We start from the raw sequence: 18860 nt of genomic DNA on the forward strand, positions 1-18860 counted from the left end.
ATTGCGCATGGATCTGGACTACACCCCCGCTGACGACGCATTTCGCGCCGAAATCCGCGCCTGGCTCGAGGCCAATCTGCCTCAAGCGATGCGTGACAAGGTTCTCAACCACAAACGCCTCTCGCGCGACGACATTGCCACCTGGCACCAACTGCTAGGCAAAAAGGGCTGGTCCGCGCCCGCGTGGCCCGCGGAGTGGGGCGGCCCGGGCTGGACCGAAACGCAGCGCCATATCTGGGACGCCGAATGCGGCCGCATCGGCGCGCCGCCGGTACTGCCGTTCGGCGTGTCGATGGTCGCGCCCGTGCTCATGAAGTACGGCAACGAGGCCCAGAAGCGCCGCTATCTCCCGCGCATCCTCTCCGGTGAGGACTGGTGGTGCCAGGGCTACTCCGAACCGGGCTCGGGCTCCGATCTCGCGTCGTTGCGCACGCGCGCCGTACTTGTGAAAAGCGGTGAAGGCGATCACTACGTCGTGAACGGCCAGAAGACCTGGACCACGCTCGGCCAGTACGCCGACATGATGTTCTGCCTCGTGCGTACCGATCCTGCAGCCAAGAAGCAGGAAGGCATCTCGTTCCTCCTCATCGACATGAAAACGCCCGGCATCACCGTGCGTCCGATCATCACGCTCGATGAAGACCATGAGGTCAACGAAGTATTTTTTGAAGACGTGAAGGTGCCGGTCGACAATCTCGTAGGCGACGAGAACCGCGGCTGGACCTACGCGAAGTATCTGCTCGGCCACGAGCGCACCGGCATCGCGCGCGTGGGCGCGTCGAACCGCGAACTCGCGTTCCTCAAGGGCGTCGCGCTCAAGCAGAAGAAGCATGGCAAGCCGCTGCTCGAAGATCCTGTGTTCGCGGCGCGCGTGGCCGCCGTCGAAATCGAGCTGATGGCGCTCGAAGTGACTGCCGAGCGTGTGATCGCGAGCGCGTCCAACGGCCGCGGCCCCGGTCCTGAAGCGTCGATGCTCAAGATCAAGGGCACGGAGATCCAGCAGGCGCTGACCGAGCTGATGGTCGACGCGGTCGGCCCGCTTGCGGCGCCGTTCGATCCGGCCTTCCTCGAGGGCGAACACGAACACGCGGCCGGCGGCGACGACGACGCGGCCCCGCTCGCGGCGTACTACTTCAACTATCGCAAGACGTCGATCTACGGCGGGTCGAACGAAATTCAGAAGAACATCATCTCGCAGATGATTCTGGGGATTTGAGGAGCGGCGCCATGAACTTCAATTTCACCGAAGAGCAACAGCAACTCGCCGACGCGCTGCGTCGTTATCTCGACAAGAACTACGGCTTCGAAGCACGCCAGGCGATCGTGAAGACCCCCGCGGGCGTTTCGGACCAGCACTGGAACGCCTTCGTCGAACTGGGGCTGACCGCGCTGCCGGTGCCGGCGGAGCAGGGCGGCTTCGACGGCGCGCCGTTCGACATGCTCGTCGTCATGCAGGAGCTGGGCCGCGCGCTCGTGGTCGAGCCGTACTGGGCAACCGCGGTGGGCGTCGAGGCGCTCAAGCTCGCGGGCGGTGCGGCCAATGCAGAAAACGCGGCGCTGCTCGAACGCGTCGCCTCGGGCGAGATCAAGCTTGCAGCGGCTTTCCACGAGCCGCAGTCGCGCTACGACCTGTTCTCGCTGGAAACGCAGGCGAAGGAAACGGGCGATGGCTTTGCGCTAACCGGCACGAAATCGGTCGTGCAGCACGGCGCCCAGGCTGACTACTGGATCGTGCCGGCGCGCTTCGCGGGCGAGGTTGCGCTTTTTGTCGTCGCGCGCGATGCGAAGGGTGTCGACGTGAGCGATTACCGCACGATCGACGGCCAGCGCGCCGCGACGCTGACCTTCAAGGAAGCGCACGCGCGCCGTCTTGGCGATGCGCACGCCGGCGCGGCGACGTGGGAGCAAATTGCCGATTACGCCACGTTCCTGCTCTGTGCGGAAGCCGTGGGTGCCATGGACGCGCTCAACCACGCCACGGTCGACTACACGAAGACGCGTCAGCAGTTCGGTGTGCCGATCGCGCGCTTCCAGGCACTGCAGCATCGCATGGCGGAGATGCTGATCCACGCCGAGCAGGCCCGCTCGCTGACTTACCTCGCCGCCGCGCGTTACAGTAGCGAGTCGGCGGAAGAGCGGCGCCGCGCGATCTCCGCAGCGAAGGTGCGCGTGGGGCAGGCGGCGCGTTTCATCGGCCAGCAGGCCGTGCAGCTGCACGGCGGCATGGGCGTTACCAACGAAGTGGCGGCCGCGCATCTGTTCAAGCGTCTCGCGATCGTCGAAACGACGCTCGGCGACGTCGATCATCATCTCGAACGCTTCGCATCGTTGCCCGGTTTCGCGCAGGCAGCGTAAGGCGTGGCGGCAGCAGGCAACAACAGGGCAACATCGGCGGAGAATACGGATGGGCGTGAGTTACGAAGATCTCGAAGTGGGCAAGCGCTATGTGATCGGTTCGCACACGTTTAAGCGCGACGAGGTGGTGCATTTTGCGGAGCAGTTCGATCCGCAGCCGTTCCACATGAGCGAGGCGGGCGGCGAGGCGTCGATGTTCGGCGGGCTCGTTGCGAGCGGCTGGCATACCTGCTCGGTCATGATGGGCATGCTGGTGCGCAACTTTCTCAAGGACTCGACCTCGATGGGCTCGCCCGGCGTCGACGAGATCCGCTGGCTCAAGCCCACGCGCGTGGGCGACACGCTGACGATGACGAACGCGATCCTGAGCAAGCGCGTGTCGGCGAGCAAGCCCGATCGCGGCATCGTCGAAACGCAGTGGGAAGGGCACAACCAGCACGGCGAACTGATCGTGACCGTGCGTTCGAAGGCGCTGTTCGGCCTTCGCCATCCGGGGAGCGCAACGTGAGCGAAAGCGATGTCATGCAGATTGCCGATGCGGCAGCGTTGCGCGCGCTGATCGGCGCGGGGCCGCTCATGAGCGGCTGGCGCGAAGTGAGCGAGGCGGACGTGCACGGTTTTGCCGACGCCACGGGCGACCATCAGTGGATCCACATCGACTCCGAACGCGCGCGCCGCGAGTCGCCGTTTGGCGGCCCGATTGCGCACGGCTTTCTCACGCTTTCGCTGATTCCCGTGCTGCTCGGAGGCACGCTGCATATGCGCCAGCGCATGGGCGTGAACTACGGCCTCAACCGCGTGCGCTTCACGCAGCCGGTGCCCGTGGGCGCGAAGGTGCGCGCACGTATTGCGGTGAAAGAAGTGAGCGACGTGGAGGGCGGCGGCGTGCAGGTCGTGTGGGATGTGAGCATCGAGCGCGAAGGCGGTGAGCGGCCCGCATGCGTGGCCGAGTTCATCACGCGGCACTACTTCTAGTCTGGTTGCGTGCTCAACGAAAAGGGGCGCTCCGCTGCGAGGCGGGCGCCCCTTTGGTTTTGCGCGGGTATCCGCGTAATGAGTTAGTGCCTGGCGTACTGCGTCGCGCCGAACAGCATCTCCTTCGCCTTCTCATCCATGAGCGGCTTGCGCGCATTGGCGAGCACTTCCACGCCGCGCTTGACCGCCGGCCGCGCCGCGATCGTTTCGTGCCAGCGCTTCACGTTGGGCAGCGAATCGAGATCGATACCCTGGTTTTGCCAGGAGCGCGTCCACGGGAATGCGGCGATATCCGCGATGGTGTACTCGTCGCCGGCCAGATACTCGGTCTTTTCCAGCTGCGTTTCCATCACGTTGTAGAGCCGCTTCGCTTCGTTCGTGTAGCGATTGACCGCATACTCGATCTTCTCGGGCGCGTAGATGCGGAAGTGGTGCGCCTGGCCGAGCATGGGGCCGAGGCCGCCCATCTGGAACATCACCCACTGCAGCACGTCGTAGCGCGCCGCGAGGTCTTCAGGCATGAAGCGGCCGGTTTTCGCGGCGAGATAGATCAGGATCGCGCCCGACTCGAACAGCGAGAACGGCTGGCCGTCGGCGCGGCGCGGGCCTTCGGAGTCGGTAATGGCGGGAATCTTGTTGTTCGGGCTGATGGCGAGGAATTCGGGCTTGAACTGGTCGCCCGCGCCGATATCGACCGGATGCACCCGGTATTCGAGGCCGGTCTCCTCGAGCATGATATGGACTTTGTGACCGTTCGGCGTGGCCCAGCTGTAGACGTCGATCATCGTGGCTCCTTGGCACCATGAAAGAAGGCGCCGCGAAAGTCTGGATAGTCTTGCGCGACGCCCGATCTGGCGCAAATTAGCATAGATCGGCGTCGCTCGCAGAGGGCGCAAGAGCGCCCCTGCTGCGCTTGTGGACTTACAGGCTCGCGCGGACTTACGAGCGCGTGACCGGCATTTCCACGCGCGATGACGCGCCCGCGTCCATATGGCGAGCGAGTTCGAGCTTGGCGATGGCGTTGCGGTGCACCTCGTCGGGGCCGTCGGCGAAGCGCAGCGTGCGTGCCGAGGCGTACGAGTACGCCAGCGGGAAGTCGCCGCTCACGCCGGCGGCACCGTGCACCTGCATGGCCCAGTCGATCACCTGGCAGGCCATGTTCGGCGCCACCACCTTGATCATGGCGATCTCGCCGCGCGCGCCCTTGTTGCCGACGGTGTCCATCATGTACGCGGTCTTGAGCGTGAGCAGGCGGGCCTGTTCGATCATGCAGCGCGCTTCGGCAATGCGCTCCTGGGTGACGGTCTGCTGGGCGACCGCCTTGCCGAACGCCACGCGCGAGAGGGCGCGTTTCGCCATGAACTCGAGCGCACGTTCCGCGAGGCCGATGAGACGCATGCAGTGATGGATGCGGCCCGGCCCGAGCCGCCCTTGCGCGATCTCGAACCCGCGGCCTTCGCCGAGCAAAATGTTCGACGCGGGCACGCGCACGTTTTCGAGCGTGATCTCCATATGGCCATGCGGTGCGTCGTCGTAGCCGAACACGGTGAGCGGGCGGCGCACGGTGATGCCGGCCGTATCCGAGGGCACGAGGGTCATCGACTGTTGAGCATGGCGCGGCGCATCGGGGTCGGTCTTGCCCATCAGGATGTAGATTGCGCAGCGCGGGTCGCCCGCGCCCGACGACCACCACTTCGTGCCGTTGATCACGTAGTCGTCGCCGTCGCGCTCGATGCGCGTCTGGATGTTCGTCGCGTCCGACGAGGCCACGTCGGGCTCGGTCATCAGGAAGGCCGAGCGGATCTGGCCTGCCAGCAGCGGCGCGAGCCATTGCTGCTTGTGCGCCTCGCTGCCGTAGCGCTCGATGGTTTCCATGTTGCCGGTGTCGGGCGCGCTGCAGTTGAACACCTCAGGCGCCCAGTGCACGCGGCCCATGATTTCGCACAGCGGCGCGTATTCGAGGTTCGTGAGGCCCGCGCCGCGTTCGGAGGCGGGCAGGAACAGGTTCCACAGGCCCGCTTCGCGCGCCTTCTCTTTCAACTGTTCGACGATTTGCGTCGGCACCCACGGGTTGCCGTTCGCACGATTGCGCTCGACTTCCTCATGAAAGACGGCTTCGTTCGGATAGATGTGTTCGTCGAAAAACGCGAGCAGTTTCTCGCGCAGCGTCTGCACTTTCGGGGAGTAATCGAAATTCATCGGTGACCTCGCAATGCGATGCAGTAACAGGGAAAAGTGAGTCGTTCCCGAACGGGTTTCAGCGAACCTTCTGGGCGTAGCGCCAGGCGAGCTCCGCCATGGGCCTCGCGCGGCGGCCTGCGTCGACGGCCTGCGCGCTCGCGGCCGTGCCGTCCACCACGCGTTTCATGATGCCCTGCAGGATCGCCGCGATCCGGAACATGTTGTACGCAAGATAGAAGTTCCAGTCGCCGCGAATCTCAAGGCCGGTGCGCTCGCAATAGCGCGCGACGTACTGCGCCTCGTCGGGAATGCCGAGCGCCTGCCAGTCGAGCCCGGCAATGCCGCGGAACTGCGCGGGATCGACGTGCCAGGCCATGCAGTGATACGAGAAGTCGGCGAGCGGGTCGCCGAGCGTGGAGAGCTCCCAGTCGAGCACGGCCAGCACGCGCGGCTCGCTCGGGTGAAAGATCAGGTTGTCGAGGCGATAGTCGCCATGCACGACCGACACGCGCGAGCCCGCATCGTCGGGCATGTGCTGCGGCAGCCATTCGATCAGGTGATGCATGGCGTCGATGCGCTCCGTTTCCGAGGCCTGATACTGGCGGCTCCAGCGATCGATCTGGCGTGCGAAATAATTGCCAGGCTTGCCGTAGTCGGCGAGACCCACGGCGTCGGGCTTCACGTTGTGGAGCGCGGCGATCACACGGTTCATCTCGTCGTAGATCGCGCCGCGTTGCTCGCGTGTCATGCCGGGCAACGACTGGTCCCAGAGCACGCGGCCCTCGACGAATTCCATCACGTAGAACGCGCGGCCGATCACCGCTTCGTCGTCGCAGAGCGCGAGCATCTTTGCGACCGGGACCTCGGTTGCGGCGAGCGCGTCCATCACGCGGTATTCGCGTTCGATCGCGTGCGCAGACGGCAGCAGCTTCGCCTTGGGTCCCGGCTTTGCGCGCATCACGTAGGTGCGGCCGGGCGTGACGAGCTTGAACGTCGGGTTCGACTGGCCGCCCGCGAACTGCTCGATCGTGAGGGGGCCCTGGAAGCCTTCCACGTGAGCGGTGAGCCAGGCGCTCAGCGCCTGGGTGTCGAAGCGCTGGCGCTCGGCAACCGGGCGCGTGCCTTCGAACGCCGAGTAGTCGGGGCGCGTTTGCGCGTTGTTGTGCGTGTCTCCATCCGGCGTGGCTTGCGCCATATGCGTCTCCCTTCTCCTGATTCTCCTGTGGGTCGCCGCGCGTCAGCCGCGCGGTCTATAGCGCAGGTACTGCGCGTACAGCATCTCCATCGTCGTGTTGCGGGTGTCGCGGTGCAGCGGCGAGGGCGGCGCGTAGTTGAGCATGCGCACGACCCAGTCCCGCGGTTCGGCGCCGACATCGAGTGCGTTGATGCAGCCCGTGGCCTGCGCGAGATGGCCGAAGAATGCGCGTCCGCCCGCCGTGATCGCATGCGAGAGAATCGCGCGGTTCACGCCGCCGTGCAGGACGAGCAGCGCCGAGTCCCACGAAAGGTCGGCGCGCAGCGCATCGAGCGGCGGCAGCACGCGGTCGAGCAGCTCGCCGATGGTTTCGCCGCCGAGAAAGCGCGTGTCTTCCGGCACGATGCCGTCGAACACGCGCAGAAAGGCGGCTTCGACTTCAGCGGGGGGAATGGCGGCGAGACGGCCGCCGCGAATCTCTTCCCACGCGCTCTGCACCTCGAGTTCGATCGACTGACCAGTTGCCGCGAGCACGCGCTGCGCAGTCTCGACCGTGCGGCGCAGTCCGCTCACGATCACGCGATCGAAACGCACCCCCTGCAAGGCGAACGCTTCGCCGGCGGCGGTGGCCTGGGCGCGGCCGTTCTCGTTGAGCGGCACGGTGTCCGGGTCGATGGCGCTACCGGTCTCGTCGAAGTAGGTAACGTCGCCGTGACGCATCACGTAGAGGCGCCGGCGCGCGGGCAACTGGTATTCGGTCATGGGTGTGACGCTCGTGCGGATTGCAGCCGGTTTACTTGTAGACGGGGGCGCGCTTTTCGAGGAACGCGGTAATGCCTTCGAGGCCGTCGCGGTGATGCAGCGACGCGACGAAGCTTTCGCGCTCCGCAGTGAGTTGCGCTTCGAGCGGTTGCGCGTCCGCGACGTTCGTCAAACCCTTGATGCGCGCCACCGAATTCGGCGAGATATTCGCGAGTTCGTCGGCCCAGGCAAGCGCCGTATCGAGCGCCGTATGCGGCTTCGCGAGCCGGTTCACGACGCCCAGTTCCGCGAGACGCGCCGCGCCGACCGGCTTGCCTTCCACCATCAGCTCGAACGCGAGCGAGCGCGGCAGCGAGCGCGCGAGGAACCACGAGCCGCCGCCGTCAGGTGTCAGACCTACGCGCGAATAGGCCATGACGAACTTCGCATCGTCGGCGGCGACGAGCAGGTCGGCGGCGAGCGCGAGCGAGAAGCCCGCGCCAGCGGCCGCGCCTTCCACGGCCGCGATGATCGGTTTGCTCGACTGGCGCATCGCGGTGACCCAGGCGGCGAGCATGTCGATGCTGGCGGCCTGCACCGAAGGGTCTTTCGCGCGGTTTTCGAGCAGCCGGTTGAGGTTGCCGCCCGCGCAGAAGAAGTTGTCGGCGCCCGTGAGGACGATCGCGCGCAGCGACGAGTCGCGCTCGGCGGCGTCGAAGGCTTCGACGGCGGCGGCGTACATGTCGGGATGCAGCGCGTTGCGCGCGCCGGGGTTCGACAGCGTGAGGACGAGTGTCGATTCGTGGCCTTGCGGGCGGGTGCTGCGGAGTTCGGCGCTCATTGCGGTGCCTCGTTCGATGCGTTGATGTCTGCTGTGTCTGTTTGTGTCAGCGAAAGGCCGAGCTGCGCGCGGCGCGCGAGCCACGGCGACGGGCGATAGCGCGGATCGCCGAGCACGGTGTGGATGTTGCGCAGGATCGCGAGGATCGTGCGCGCGCCCAGCGCGTCGCCGAGCGCGAGCGGGCCGCGCGGGTAGCCCAGGCCCAGCGTGACCGCGAGGTCGATGTCGCGGGGCGTGGCGATTTGTTTTTGCGCGATGTCGCAACCGATGTTGACGATCGTCGCGACGATACGCTGCGCGACGAAGCCCGTCGAATCGCGGATCACGGTAACGGGCACAGCGTCGGCGGCGAAGAGCGCGTGGCCCGCGTCGCGGGCTTCGCGCGTGGTCGCGGGCGTCGTCATCAGCGTGCGGCGCTTCGCCGTGTCGAGCGGGAACAGCGAGTCGATGGCGACGACGCGGCTCGCGTCGAGCTGCTCGTCGAGCGCGGCGGTCGTGGCGTCGAGGCCGAGCGGCGCGACGACGATCAGCGCGTCGGCTGCCGGCGTATTGCCTTCGTCGACGGGCACCCCCGCTTTCGCCGCGAGCGCGAGCACGGCGTCACGCGCGGCGGCGTTGCGGCGGCTCATCCAGATGCGCACGGGCAGCGCAGTGGGTGCTGCGGGCTCGTCGGGCACCTGCTGCTTGCCGTCGACATAGCGATAGAAGCCTTCACCGGCTTTGCGGCCAACGAGCCCGCCCGCGAGCCGCACGCCCGTAATGGGCGAGGGCGTGAAGCGCGGCTCTTCATAGAACTGGTGGTAGATCGACTCCATCACCGGATGTGAGACGTCGAGCGCGGTGAGGTCGAGCAGCTCGAACGGTCCGAGGCGAAAGCCCGCTTGTTCGCGCATGATGCGATCGATCTCGACGAAGCTCGCTACGCCTTCGCCCGCCACGCGCAGGCCTTCGGTATTCATGCCGCGTCCTGCGTGATTGACGATGAAGCCGGGCATGTCCTTGGCGCGCACCGGCGTGTGGCCCATGCGGCGCGCGAGCGCCATGAGCGCGTCGCCGGCCGCGGGATCGCTGCGCAGGCCGTCGATCACTTCGACCACCTTCATGAGCGGCACGGGGTTGAAGAAGTGATAGCCCGCGACGCGCGAGGGATCGCTGCACGCGGCGGCGATGGCGGTAATGGAAAGTGAAGACGTGTTCGAAACGAGCAGGCAACGCTCGCCTACCACGGTTTCGAGTTCGCGAAAGAGCGTACGCTTGGCCTCGAGATTCTCGACGATCGCCTCGATCACGAGATCGCAGACCGCGAGTTCATCGAGCGTGTGCGCACCGCTCACGCGCTCGAGCGCGGCGTTGGCGGCGGGCTCGTCGAGCTTGCCTTTTGCCGCGAGTTTCGCGAAGGTGTCGGCGAGATAATCGCGCGCGGCGGCGACCGCCTGCGGGTTCGTGTCATAGAGGCGCACTGCGAGGCCTGCCTGCGCGGCGATCTGGGCGATGCCGCGGCCCATCGCGCCGGTGCCGACGATGCCGATTGTCTCAATGTTGAAATGATGTGAAGTCATTGGAAGCCTGGCTCCATGATTGGCCTAGAATAGCACGGTCGTACAATTTTATGAAAACGGTTCGGCAGTTCCGAAAAGGAAGCTGCCCCTCTCAAGGAGGCAACGAGGATGATCAAGCTGCACGGTTTCGCGCTTTCGAATTACTACAACAAGGTCAAGCTTCTGCTGCTCGAGCACGGCATCGCATTCGAGGAGGTGCCGAACAAGCTGCCGCTCGACGAGGCGCTGCTCGCGCAGTCGCCGGGCGGCAAGGTGCCATTTATCGAAACGGAGCAGGGCTTCTTGTGCGAGTCGGAAGTGATCGTCGAGTATCTGGCGGCGCGCTTTCCAGAGAAGCACATTTTCGCGGCGGATCCGTGGCACGCAGCGAAGGAGCGTGAACTGATCGTCTTCATCGAGACGCATCTGGAGTTGAATGCGCGTGAGCTTTACGGCGAGGCGTTCTTCGGCGGCAAGGCGACCGACGAGGTCAAGGCGACCATGGAAAAGCGGTTGCGCCGCTACGTGGCGGCCTTCAAGCGGATCGCGAAGTTCGCGCCTTACGTGGCGGGCGAGCAGTTCGGTGTGGCCGATGCGGCGGCGTTCGTGAGCCTGCCGCTCGTGGGCCGCGCGACGCAGGCGGTCTACGGCAGCGATTTCCTCGTCGACGTGGGCGTCGACTGGAAGTCGTATCTCAAGCTGATCGGTGAACGTCCGACGGCGCAGCGCGTCAACGCGGACCGCAAGGCGTATATCGAGGCGAACTCGTAAGCGTTGCGGGTTTTTGCACGTGGTGGCGCGCGATGATCGGGAACGCACTGCCGTTCGCGGATTCATCGCGCGCGCACGACGTCAGAGCCGCGCGAGCCGCTCGAGCGCGGTCGCGAGCGTGCTTTCCTGCTTGGCGAAGCAAAAGCGCACGACGCCCGATTCGTGTGCCTCGTGATAGAACGCTGACACCGGAATCGCGGCCACGCCGATCTCCGCTGTGAGCCACTTCGAGAATTCCGCTTCGGGCAGATCGCTGATCGCCGAATAGTCCACGCACTGGAAGTAGGTGCCTTCGCACGGCAGCAGCTTGAAGCGCGTGCTGGCGAGGCCGGCGCGGAAGAAGTCGCGCTTCTTCTGGTAGAACGCGGGCAGTTCCAGATACGGCTTCGGATCGCGCAGATACTGCGCCAGGCCGAACTGCATCGGCGTGTTCACGGTGAACACGTTGAACTGGTGCACCTTGCGGAACTCGGCGGTGAGCGGCGCGGGCGCGGCGACATAGCCGACCTTCCAGCCCGTCACGTGATAGGTCTTGCCGAAGCTCGACACGATGAAGCTGCGCGCGGCCAGTTCCGGATAGCGCGCCACGCTTTCGTGCGGCTGGCCGTCGTAGACCATGTGCTCGTAGACCTCGTCGGAGAGGATCAGCACGTTGGTGCCGCGCACGATCTCCTCGAGCTTTTGCATGTCCTCGGCGCGCCACACCGTGCCCGTCGGGTTGTGCGGCGTGTTGATGAGGATGAGGCGCGTTTTCGGCGTGATGGCCGCGGCGAGGCGGTCGAACGGAATCGCGTAGTCGGGCGCTTCGAGCGTCACGAACACGGGCTTGCCGCCCGCCAGTTCGATCGACGGCAAATAGCTGTCGTAGGTCGGCTCGACCACGATCACTTCGTCGCCCGCGTGCACGGTCGCGAGAATCGCCGTGAGGAGCGCTTGCGTGGCGCCGGCCGTCACCGTGATCTCGCTATTGGCGTCGTAGCGGCGGCCGTACACGTGCTCGATCTTGTCCGCGATCGCTTCGCGCAGCGCGGCGATGCCTGCCATCGGCGGGTACTGGTTGTGGCCCTCGCGCATGGCTTGCGCGACGGCGTCGACGATGCGCGAATCGCAATCGAAGTCGGGAAAGCCCTGGCCCAGGTTGACCGCGCCCTTTTCGGCGGCGAGCGCGCTCATCACGGTGAAGATCGTCGTGCCGACGTTCGGCAGACGCGACGGAAAAGAGGGCGTGAGCAGGGTGTCCTGCGAATTCTGCGTGGGATGCGGTGCGTTCATGTCGCGGGCGGGAGTCGGACGTTGGGACGGGAAAAGTTGGGTCAAAGTCCGATTGTAGGCAAATCGGCGCCGCTGCGGTGCTCAGGCCGGGCGCGAGCGCCGTGACGCAAGGGCATCAGGCCTGGGCGGCTTGGGCCGCGTTCTGCACATATTCGGCGACGAAGGCGTCGGGCGTCGCGATGCGAAAGCCAAAGTCGCGCGCCACGCGCTTCGCGAGCTTGAGCACCGCGCGGTCCTTCGAGACGAGCCACTGTGCGCCGCTTGCGCGCGCCAGTTCCAGAAACTTCTGGTCGTCGCGATCGCGGCATTGGGGCAGGGGCCGCGCGTCGGCGGCAAGCTCGGGCAGTTCGATCAGTTCGACGAGCCCGACCAGCGCTGCGAGCGCGTCCGCTTTCGCGACGCCGCGATCCGCGAACTGCGGATAGTCGAGCACGTGGGCCAACTCGGCCTGGCAGCGCGCGTCGATCAGTGCCTGGATCGCGCCGCGCTCGAGCGCCGCGCGAATGGGGCGCGTGTGCAGGTCGTCGAACACGAGGATATCGAGCCAGACGTTCGAGTCGAGAACCACAGGGAGCGCGCGAGCGGCGGTGGGCGAGAGGGGGGCTGCGGTTGGGGGCGTGAGGCCGGTCATTCGTGAATTCGCTACAATCGGGCTTTCGCCTTTGAACATCGGCACATCGTGCCTGCAAGCCTCTATGATAATCGTTCTGTCGCCGGCCAAATCGCTCGACTATGACACGCCGGCGCACATCGAAGCCCACACCATCCCCGATTTCGTCGACGACGCAGCCGAGCTGATCGCCGGCCTGCGCCGCCTCTCGCCGCAGCAGATCGGTTCGCTCATGAGCATTTCCGACCCGCTCGCGCGTCTGAATTTCCAGCGCTATGCCGACTGGTCGAAGCGGTTCAGCCAGACCAACGCGAAGCAGGCCGTGCTCGCGTTCAACGGCGACGTCTACGAAGGCTTCGACGCGAAGTCGCTCTCGTCGGCGGATCTCGACTTCGCGCAACAGCATGTGCGCGTGCTCTCCGGGCTCTATGGCCTGCTGCGTCCGCTCGACCTGCTGCAGCCTTATCGCCTGGAAATGGGCACGCGTTTCGAAAATGCGCGCGGCAAGGATCTGTACGCGTTTTGGGGCGAGCGCATCACGCACGCGATCAATGCGCAGATCGAGCACAACCACGCGAAAGCGGCGCAGGGCGCGCGCGTGGTGGTGAACTGCGCGTCGAACGAGTACTTCAAGGCCGTGAAGCCGAAGAAGCTCGCCGCGCCTGTGATCACGCCGGTATTCGAAGACTGGAAGGGCGGGCGCTACAAGATCATCAGCTTCCACGCGAAGCGCGCGCGCGGGTTGATGGCGCGTTATGCCGTCGAGAACCGCGTGGCCGAGCCCGCGGCGCTCAAGGCGTTCGACGTGGAAGGCTACGCGTTCGATGCGGATGCATCGAACGATTCGACCTATGTATTTCGTCGGCGCATCGCCGAGTAAGTGAACAAGCAAGCGGGAAGGAAAACATCATGACGATTGCCATCACCAGCCAGTTCGATGCGGGCGCGATCGAGGTTCTGTCGTGCGAGCGCGCCGACGACATCCGTCTGCGCGTGCGGCCGGACAACCAGTCCGAGTTCGCGCAATGGTTCTACTTCCGCCTCACGGGCGTGCGCGGCGAGCGTTGCGTGATGACGTTCGAGAACGCGTCGGCCTGCGCATTTCCCGAGGGCTGGCGCGACTACCAGGCCGCGGCGAGCTACGACCGCGTGAACTGGTTCCGCGTGCCGACCTCGTATGACGGGAAGGAACTCGTCATCGATCACACGCCCGACTTCGACAGCATCTACTACGCGTACTTCGAGCCGTATAGCGAAGAGCGTCACTCGGAGTTCCTGGGCGCGCTTCAGCAACTGCCGCACGCCACGCTCACGGAACTCGGCCAAAGCGTGGAAGGCCGGCCCATGTCGCTGCTCTCGCTCGGCATGCCGGGCGACACCGCGCCTGACGGCAAGCCCAGGAAGACGGTGTGGATCATCGCGCGCCAGCATCCGGGCGAGAGCATGGCCGAGTGGTTCGTCGAAGGGTTGGTCAAGCGGCTTGCCGGTTGGGGCGACTGGGCGGGCGATCCGGTTGCGCGCAAGCTGTACGACCGCGCCGTGTTCCATATCGTGCCGAACATGAATCCGGACGGCAGCGTGCACGGGAATCTGCGCACCAACGCAGTGGGCGCGAACCTGAACCGCGAGTGGATGGGGCCGGACGCGCAGCGCAGCCCCGAAGTGCTGGCCGTGCGCAATGCGATCGAAGCCACGGGCGTCGATCTGTTCTTCGACATCCACGGCGACGAGACGCTGCCCTATGTGTTCGTGGCGGGCTCGGAAATGCTGCCGGGCTTTACCGATCAGCAACGCACGGAGCAGAAGGCGTTCATCGAGGCGTTCAAGGTGGCGAGCCCCGACTTCCAGGATCAGCACGGCTACGAGGCGAGCCGCTACCGCGAAGATGCGCTCAAGCTCGCGTCGAAGTACATCGGTCATCGCTATGGCTGCCTGTCGCTCACGCTCGAGATGCCGTTCAAGGACAACGCCAATCTGCCCGACGAACGCGTAGGCTGGAACGGCGAGCGCAGCGCCGCGCTCGGCGCTGCGATGCTGCAGGCTATCCTGCATCACGTGGAGACGTTCGCGTAACACGCGCCTTCGTCACACAGACATCAAGAAAAAGGGGGAAACGGCCTGCCGTTTCCCCCTTTTTGCATCGAGCGTACTGACGAGTTCAGTGAGCCGTCGTCTTCTTCTTTGAAGTCGTTTTCTTCGCAGTGGATTTCGTCGTCGTCGATTTGCTGGACGACTTCGTGCTGCTCGTCGACGACTTGTGGCTCGACTTGCTCGCGGGCGCTTTCTTCGAGCCGTTGCCCGTGGCCTTCCTGGTCGAATGCTTGCCCTTTCCATGGGCGCCGCTCGACGCCGTGCCGCGCTCGCTGCGTGCGCGCGCCGGCGGGACCGGATCGTTCCAGCTGAACGCGAGCATCTGCTGCCCGACATAGCCGCAGCGAAACTTCAGGTCGTAGGGCGAGTTGCCGCTTGCTTTGGGAATGCCGATGCCGTCGACCGTCACGATCGTATCGACTTTCACGCGCTGCTTGCCTTCGTCGAACGAGTCGTTCCATGGCGTCACGCTCGCGTGCGCGCTGTCGAACGAGCTGGGTGGAAACTCGACGTGATCGAGCGCCGTCGACGTGCTTGCGACGAAATCACCATGCGCCGCGCAGTCCGCGACTAGCGGGTCCGCGTGCATCTGGGTGACGAACTGATTGACGAGATCGTTGTGTTGATCGAGTTGATCGGCCTGCGCGGCTGGCGCGGCGATGAGCATGAGGCTCGCGGCGCACGCCGCCAGTTGACCGGCTACGAACAACAGCCGGCGGGATGCATGGTTGCAGTCCATCTGCTTGCTTGGGATCAGGGGTGAAACGTCAGGCACCGTAAGATGCTGCACAGCCGGGTCGAGTTCAATCCGGAAACAATTATTTTCTTCTGCCTGAGCGATGGAATCGGCGCAAGCGCTGCTGCGTGTGCGCCGAAGGCCGATCGCGACGTGTCGTCGCGCCCGTCGTCACGTTGCTGGCGGTGCGGCGTTGAGGCAGCGCTCAGGTTCGCGGACCGCCCAGGCGATAGCGACGTACGTCGTAGGTGGTGACCCAGGTCGGACGGTAAACGGCGATCAGCGCCGTTGCCATGCCCGTGAACCAGGCCTCGCCCGATGCGAGCAGAAATACGCTGAATGCATAACCTGCGGGCACGGTGATCGCCGATCCGCCGTTGAGCGCGACATGGGTGCCGAGCGCGAGATAGGCCGCCGCCGAAACGGCGATGGCTGGCGACACGAAACCCTGGCCGACGATGAACATGAAGAGGTTGCGTGGCAGCCACGCGGTGCAGGCGCGCTGCAGCAGCGCCGAAATCGCGACAGGGAAGGCGCCGAATATCAGGAAGGTGAGGGCGACGCCTTCCCACGGGGCGTCGAAGACAAGCGCGGCGAGCCCGACGACGACGCCCATGGCGACGAGCGCGAGTCCCCAGTCGAATAGCGTGACCACGAGCGTGGCGCCGAGCAGGTGCAGCACGGTGCCGTCTTCGAGCCACGCATTGCTTGCCCACAGCACGGAGATTGCGACGACGATCGCAAGCCACACGTGCTGGAGCGTCGCGTCCTGCAGGCGCTTGAAGGGGTTCTTCCATAACGCGAGCGCGAGCAGCCCCGCGGTGACAACCCAGGCACCGATAGCAACCCAGAGCGGAAGCGGCGTAAATAGGAACCCCATGTGCTTCATATTACTCGTTGGAAGGCAAGCCGTGTGCGCGGGCGAGCACCAGGGCTTCCTCGTCCGCACCCTCGCTGGCCTCGCCGACCTCGACGGGGCGCATCTGCTGCGCTGCGGCGGGGTCGCCATAAGGCGTCACCGGCTCCGCGGCGAAGGGCAGCGGCTCCGCACTGTCGCCTGACAGCAACGGATAGCGATGCGCCAGACCGTCGCGTGCGCGTAATGGCACCGGGCCGTGCTCGCCGTGCCTGGGCTTTGCCGCCCGCTCGCATCGCGCGCGCAGCACCTGCAGCTGGTTCGCGAGCAAGCCGTTGTAGATCGCGACGGCCGCCGCGCGATTGGGCGCGCCGAGCTGCTGAAAGATGCTTGTCAGATGGACTTTCACCGTGCCCTCGCTGATGCCGAGCGCTCGCGCGATCATCTTGTTGGTATTGCCCATATGGACGCATCGCAGGATCTGCTCCTGTCGCGGTGACAGGTCGACCTTCGGCCGCACCTTGCGGGCCTGTGCGGCGGCCTTGGCGTTGAGCCGGGGCGGCAGGGGCCATGGCGTACATGGACCGAGCACGTCGGCCGGCAGATGATCGCCGCCGAGCATGATGAGCTCCAGAAACTTCACGATCAGGAGGGAGTCCGTTGTGCGCCGGATGATGCCGCGGGCACCTTCGTTGATGAGCGCGCGCACGGTCGTAGGCGTCTCGCCGCTGTCGACCAGTACGGCGACGGGCAGGCTGCGGTGCCGCATGACAAAGTGGCGCAGTTCGCCGGCGCGGATGCCGTCGTGCCAGTCGATCACGATGAGGTTGGGGGTGAACCGTTGCAACGCGCGCTCGGCGCTGCGCCAGTCCGGCGCGTCATTGAAGCGTGCGCGACGGTCGATTTGTCTTAACAGCGCCTTGAGCCCTTCGCGCCTTTCGGCGTTCGGATTGAGTACAACGAACCGCATGGATTTGCCCTCCTCTCGTTGACGGCCTCTCGCAATGTTGTGAAACGCGCACCGCTTCTAAGCGGCGGTGAACCAGACCAACAGCACCATGATGACAAAAAGGTTGCGCGCTGGCGGCCTGTCCAAAAGGCATAAGACATAGGGCAAAAAAAAGTCCCGCACACAGGCGGGACCGGGTAGGAATTTGGGCGTTGTCCTAGTGGAAGTGTGGCTGTACGGGCTCAGCATCTTCTGGCATCTCGGCGTGGACGATCTCGCCGAGCGGATCCGCATAGAGCGGCACGCCGCAGTCATCGCAATATTCCGGCTCGAAGCGGCCGGCGTGACGACGGATGTCGGTGATGCCCGATTCCTTCAGCAGCGCAACGATCTCTTCGAGCGGACCGCTGCTGACACTCTCTTCGGTCGGTTCTTCGTCGATGTCGGCGTCGCCGTTCTCGCGGCCGTAGAGCGGCCAGACCACGCCATACAGCACGTCATTGCTGCCGCGCTTCGTGAAGCCGATGCGGTATTCGTCGATACGGCGCTCGCCGAAGCCGGCGACGACGGCACGCAGGTCCTGCGCGCCCGCGCCGATCGTGTCGAGCAGATAGCGCACGGCGGTGCGGATGGTGTGCGGGCGCACGCGCTCGTCAGCGTCGCGGCAGGCGGAGTAGTAGGCGTCCGGCAGCAGGCACTCGAACTCGCAGCCCGGCATGACGACGGCAAGGTTGGCGCCGCCCTGGGTGGCCCATTGTTCGAGGCACTGGCCGCGCTCGATACGCGAGCCGTGCTCCTCTTCCTGCCAGCGGAAGAGCGGGGCGCCAACGGGTGCGGCGACGACGGCGAGCAGGAAACGCGGATCGGCGAGGATCGGCGACGTTTCCGGTAGTTCGCCCGAGCTGATTTTCGCCGGCGTGCCGCTTAGCGCCGCCTGCGTAAGCTGTTGTGCGAGGCGCCAGGTTTCGACATGGTGGCGCGGTAACTGGTCGATGCTATAGAGATAGGGGGCCATCGCGACGCGCGTGCCGTTCGCCAGCACGTGGGCCTGAAGATGGGTGCGCAGGGCGTCGGCGCCATCGGCCTTCAGCGGGCCCGAAGGGATGACATAGCGTGTCCAGGCCAGCACCGGCGCGGCGACGAGCAGCGCTTCGTATTGCGCGCCGTCGTGTTCGACGATGAACGACTCGCTGTGCGTCTCTGCCATGTCGGCGAGCGCGCCATAGGCGTCCGGATGATTCTGCTGCAGATGATCGAGCGCGGCGTCGAGCGTAGTCTGATTGCCGTTGCGCACGACCTTCGCTAGCAGCGTGTCGAGCTTTGCCTCCCAGAAGCGGTCTTCGGTGCGGCTGCCCGAGGCGAACAGGGCGAGCGAGAGGCCGACGAGTTTGTCGGCGTCAGGAGGAAGGCGTTTGGCGATTCGCGAGCGCATAAATCTGTGAGTTGGGGTGCAGAGAACCCCATATTCTAGTCGGTTCCGTGCGCGCCATCGGATTGGGCAGCAGGAGCACGCCGGATGGGCCCGTGCGCGATGCGGGATCGTCGTTGCTGCGCGGCCGGAAGCACTATGGCGACTGCTATATGGAGCAGGGGTGCCGTGTTCAGTCCGACTTTGCTAGCCCGTCAAAAAACCGCTTGCAAGATGTCATCTGCGTGACTAGAATTCCGGTCTTTCGCGCTTTCGATGAAGGCGCGGGGAGACGGGAAGCTTGGGGCGAAAGCCTTGTGGCGACTGGGTCTGCGGGTGAT

19 protein-coding genes are annotated in these 18860 nt (G+C 65.4%); 7 read left to right on the forward strand and 12 right to left on the reverse strand.

Going from position 1 to position 18860, the window contains the following annotated elements; genetic code table 11:
• Nucleotides 1–7: 7 nt before the first annotated feature.
• Genes AB4Y42_RS28510 through AB4Y42_RS28525 form a run of 4 tightly spaced genes read left to right on the forward strand, consistent with a single transcriptional unit; the run spans nt 8 to nt 3330 of the window.
• Nucleotides 8–1216, forward strand: coding sequence for an acyl-CoA dehydrogenase family protein (locus AB4Y42_RS28510; RefSeq protein ID WP_368690834.1), 1209 nt, complete (start codon nt 8–10; stop codon nt 1214–1216).
• Nucleotides 1217–1227: 11 nt separating this feature from the next.
• Nucleotides 1228–2355 carry an acyl-CoA dehydrogenase family protein gene (locus tag AB4Y42_RS28515; protein WP_368695991.1) on the forward strand — a complete coding sequence of 376 codons (1128 nt, stop codon included), beginning with the start codon at nt 1228–1230 and terminating at the stop codon, nt 2353–2355.
• 49 nt (nt 2356–2404) lie between these two features.
• Nucleotides 2405–2863, forward strand: coding sequence for a MaoC family dehydratase (locus AB4Y42_RS28520; RefSeq protein WP_028205661.1), 459 nt, complete (start codon nt 2405–2407; stop codon nt 2861–2863).
• 14 nt (nt 2864–2877) lie between these two features.
• Complete coding sequence (locus AB4Y42_RS28525) at nt 2878–3330, forward strand: MaoC family dehydratase (protein ID WP_368690984.1); 453 nt, start codon at nt 2878–2880, stop codon at nt 3328–3330.
• A gap of 83 nt (nt 3331–3413) precedes the next feature.
• Here AB4Y42_RS28525 and AB4Y42_RS28530 read toward each other — a convergent pair whose 3' ends face one another.
• From AB4Y42_RS28530 to AB4Y42_RS28555, 6 genes are all read right to left on the reverse strand, one after another.
• Nucleotides 3414–4115 carry a glutathione binding-like protein gene (locus tag AB4Y42_RS28530; protein WP_069265265.1) on the reverse strand — a complete coding sequence of 234 codons (702 nt, stop codon included), beginning with the start codon at nt 4113–4115 and terminating at the stop codon, nt 3414–3416.
• 154 nt (nt 4116–4269) lie between these two features.
• Nucleotides 4270–5529, reverse strand: a complete 1260-nt coding sequence (locus AB4Y42_RS28535) for an acyl-CoA dehydrogenase family protein (protein ID WP_368695992.1) — start codon at nt 5527–5529, stop codon at nt 4270–4272.
• Nucleotides 5530–5587: 58 nt separating this feature from the next.
• Nucleotides 5588–6706 (reverse strand): phosphotransferase, encoded by a 1119-nt coding sequence (locus tag AB4Y42_RS28540; RefSeq protein ID WP_368690831.1) that lies wholly within the window; start codon nt 6704–6706, stop codon nt 5588–5590.
• A 42-nt stretch (nt 6707–6748) separates the two neighbouring features.
• A complete protein-coding gene (locus AB4Y42_RS28545; RefSeq protein WP_368695993.1) occupies nt 6749–7468 on the reverse strand; it encodes a histidine phosphatase family protein in 720 nt (239 codons plus the stop codon).
• A 31-nt stretch (nt 7469–7499) separates the two neighbouring features.
• Nucleotides 7500–8288 carry an oxepin-CoA hydrolase, alternative type gene (locus AB4Y42_RS28550; RefSeq protein ID WP_368690829.1) on the reverse strand — a complete coding sequence of 263 codons (789 nt, stop codon included), beginning with the start codon at nt 8286–8288 and terminating at the stop codon, nt 7500–7502.
• Complete coding sequence (locus AB4Y42_RS28555; protein WP_368690828.1) at nt 8285–9847, reverse strand: 3-hydroxyacyl-CoA dehydrogenase; 1563 nt, start codon at nt 9845–9847, stop codon at nt 8285–8287. Before AB4Y42_RS28555 ends, AB4Y42_RS28550 begins: the two co-directional genes overlap by 4 nt.
• A gap of 108 nt (nt 9848–9955) precedes the next feature.
• On the opposite strand from AB4Y42_RS28555, the gene AB4Y42_RS28560 reads away from it, so the two are divergent.
• Nucleotides 9956–10597 carry a glutathione S-transferase gene (locus tag AB4Y42_RS28560; protein ID WP_368695994.1) on the forward strand — a complete coding sequence of 214 codons (642 nt, stop codon included), beginning with the start codon at nt 9956–9958 and terminating at the stop codon, nt 10595–10597.
• A gap of 81 nt (nt 10598–10678) precedes the next feature.
• On the opposite strand, the gene AB4Y42_RS28565 is transcribed toward AB4Y42_RS28560, so the two are convergent.
• Nucleotides 10679–11869 carry a pyridoxal phosphate-dependent aminotransferase gene (locus AB4Y42_RS28565; protein WP_368695995.1) on the reverse strand — a complete coding sequence of 397 codons (1191 nt, stop codon included), beginning with the start codon at nt 11867–11869 and terminating at the stop codon, nt 10679–10681.
• A gap of 115 nt (nt 11870–11984) precedes the next feature.
• On the reverse strand, nt 11985–12500 hold the full coding sequence (locus AB4Y42_RS28570; RefSeq protein ID WP_368690825.1) for a putative toxin-antitoxin system toxin component, PIN family: 516 nt from the start codon (nt 12498–12500) through the stop codon (nt 11985–11987).
• 64 nt (nt 12501–12564) lie between these two features.
• On the opposite strand from AB4Y42_RS28570, the gene yaaA reads away from it, so the two are divergent.
• Together yaaA and AB4Y42_RS28580 are read left to right on the forward strand one after the other, a co-directional pair.
• Complete coding sequence (gene yaaA, locus AB4Y42_RS28575) at nt 12565–13359, forward strand: peroxide stress protein YaaA (protein WP_368695996.1); 795 nt, start codon at nt 12565–12567, stop codon at nt 13357–13359.
• Nucleotides 13360–13388: 29 nt separating this feature from the next.
• A complete protein-coding gene (locus tag AB4Y42_RS28580) occupies nt 13389–14552 on the forward strand; it encodes a M14-type cytosolic carboxypeptidase (RefSeq protein WP_368690823.1) in 1164 nt (387 codons plus the stop codon).
• An 85-nt stretch (nt 14553–14637) separates the two neighbouring features.
• On the opposite strand, the gene AB4Y42_RS28585 is transcribed toward AB4Y42_RS28580, so the two are convergent.
• From AB4Y42_RS28585 to AB4Y42_RS28600, 4 genes are all read right to left on the reverse strand, one after another.
• Nucleotides 14638–15309, reverse strand: coding sequence for a hypothetical protein (locus AB4Y42_RS28585; protein WP_368690822.1), 672 nt, complete (start codon nt 15307–15309; stop codon nt 14638–14640).
• A 202-nt stretch (nt 15310–15511) separates the two neighbouring features.
• Nucleotides 15512–16186 (reverse strand): energy-coupling factor ABC transporter permease, encoded by a 675-nt coding sequence (locus tag AB4Y42_RS28590; RefSeq protein ID WP_342921069.1) that lies wholly within the window; start codon nt 16184–16186, stop codon nt 15512–15514.
• Between the two features lie 10 nt (nt 16187–16196).
• Nucleotides 16197–17132 (reverse strand): LuxR C-terminal-related transcriptional regulator, encoded by a 936-nt coding sequence (locus AB4Y42_RS28595; protein WP_368695997.1) that lies wholly within the window; start codon nt 17130–17132, stop codon nt 16197–16199.
• A 196-nt stretch (nt 17133–17328) separates the two neighbouring features.
• Nucleotides 17329–18543 carry a DUF2863 family protein gene (locus tag AB4Y42_RS28600; protein WP_321929780.1) on the reverse strand — a complete coding sequence of 405 codons (1215 nt, stop codon included), beginning with the start codon at nt 18541–18543 and terminating at the stop codon, nt 17329–17331.
• Between the last annotated feature and the right edge of the window lie 317 nt (nt 18544–18860).

Source organism: Paraburkholderia sp. EG286B, assembly GCF_040965655.1.
Taxonomy (GTDB): Bacteria; Pseudomonadota; Gammaproteobacteria; order Burkholderiales; family Burkholderiaceae; genus Paraburkholderia.

What these genes read in the sequence shown, in the direction of transcription:
- AB4Y42_RS28560 (WP_368695994.1), top strand. Translation starts at nt 9,956, where the DNA reads ATGATCAAGCTGCACGGTTTCGCGCTTTCGAATTACTACAACAAGGTC.
- AB4Y42_RS28580 (WP_368690823.1), top strand. Translation starts at nt 13,389, where the DNA reads ATGACGATTGCCATCACCAGCCAGTTCGATGCGGGCGCGATCGAGGTT.
- AB4Y42_RS28550 (WP_368690829.1), bottom strand. Translation starts at nt 8,288, where the DNA reads ATGAGCGCCGAACTCCGCAGCACCCGCCCGCAAGGCCACGAATCGACA.
- AB4Y42_RS28520 (WP_028205661.1), top strand. Translation starts at nt 2,405, where the DNA reads ATGGGCGTGAGTTACGAAGATCTCGAAGTGGGCAAGCGCTATGTGATC.
- AB4Y42_RS28525 (WP_368690984.1), top strand. Translation starts at nt 2,878, where the DNA reads ATGCAGATTGCCGATGCGGCAGCGTTGCGCGCGCTGATCGGCGCGGGG.
- AB4Y42_RS28545 (WP_368695993.1), bottom strand. Translation starts at nt 7,468, where the DNA reads ATGACCGAATACCAGTTGCCCGCGCGCCGGCGCCTCTACGTGATGCGT.
- AB4Y42_RS28515 (WP_368695991.1), top strand. Translation starts at nt 1,228, where the DNA reads ATGAACTTCAATTTCACCGAAGAGCAACAGCAACTCGCCGACGCGCTG.
- AB4Y42_RS28585 (WP_368690822.1), bottom strand. Translation starts at nt 15,309, where the DNA reads ATGGACTGCAACCATGCATCCCGCCGGCTGTTGTTCGTAGCCGGTCAA.
- AB4Y42_RS28565 (WP_368695995.1), bottom strand. Translation starts at nt 11,869, where the DNA reads ATGAACGCACCGCATCCCACGCAGAATTCGCAGGACACCCTGCTCACG.
- AB4Y42_RS28540 (WP_368690831.1), bottom strand. Translation starts at nt 6,706, where the DNA reads ATGGCGCAAGCCACGCCGGATGGAGACACGCACAACAACGCGCAAACG.
- AB4Y42_RS28570 (WP_368690825.1), bottom strand. Translation starts at nt 12,500, where the DNA reads ATGACCGGCCTCACGCCCCCAACCGCAGCCCCCCTCTCGCCCACCGCC.
- AB4Y42_RS28510 (WP_368690834.1), top strand. Translation starts at nt 8, where the DNA reads ATGGATCTGGACTACACCCCCGCTGACGACGCATTTCGCGCCGAAATC.
- AB4Y42_RS28530 (WP_069265265.1), bottom strand. Translation starts at nt 4,115, where the DNA reads ATGATCGACGTCTACAGCTGGGCCACGCCGAACGGTCACAAAGTCCAT.
- AB4Y42_RS28555 (WP_368690828.1), bottom strand. Translation starts at nt 9,847, where the DNA reads ATGACTTCACATCATTTCAACATTGAGACAATCGGCATCGTCGGCACC.
- yaaA (WP_368695996.1), top strand. Translation starts at nt 12,565, where the DNA reads ATGATAATCGTTCTGTCGCCGGCCAAATCGCTCGACTATGACACGCCG.
- AB4Y42_RS28595 (WP_368695997.1), bottom strand. Translation starts at nt 17,132, where the DNA reads ATGCGGTTCGTTGTACTCAATCCGAACGCCGAAAGGCGCGAAGGGCTC.
- AB4Y42_RS28600 (WP_321929780.1), bottom strand. Translation starts at nt 18,543, where the DNA reads ATGCGCTCGCGAATCGCCAAACGCCTTCCTCCTGACGCCGACAAACTC.
- AB4Y42_RS28535 (WP_368695992.1), bottom strand. Translation starts at nt 5,529, where the DNA reads ATGAATTTCGATTACTCCCCGAAAGTGCAGACGCTGCGCGAGAAACTG.
- AB4Y42_RS28590 (WP_342921069.1), bottom strand. Translation starts at nt 16,186, where the DNA reads ATGGGGTTCCTATTTACGCCGCTTCCGCTCTGGGTTGCTATCGGTGCC.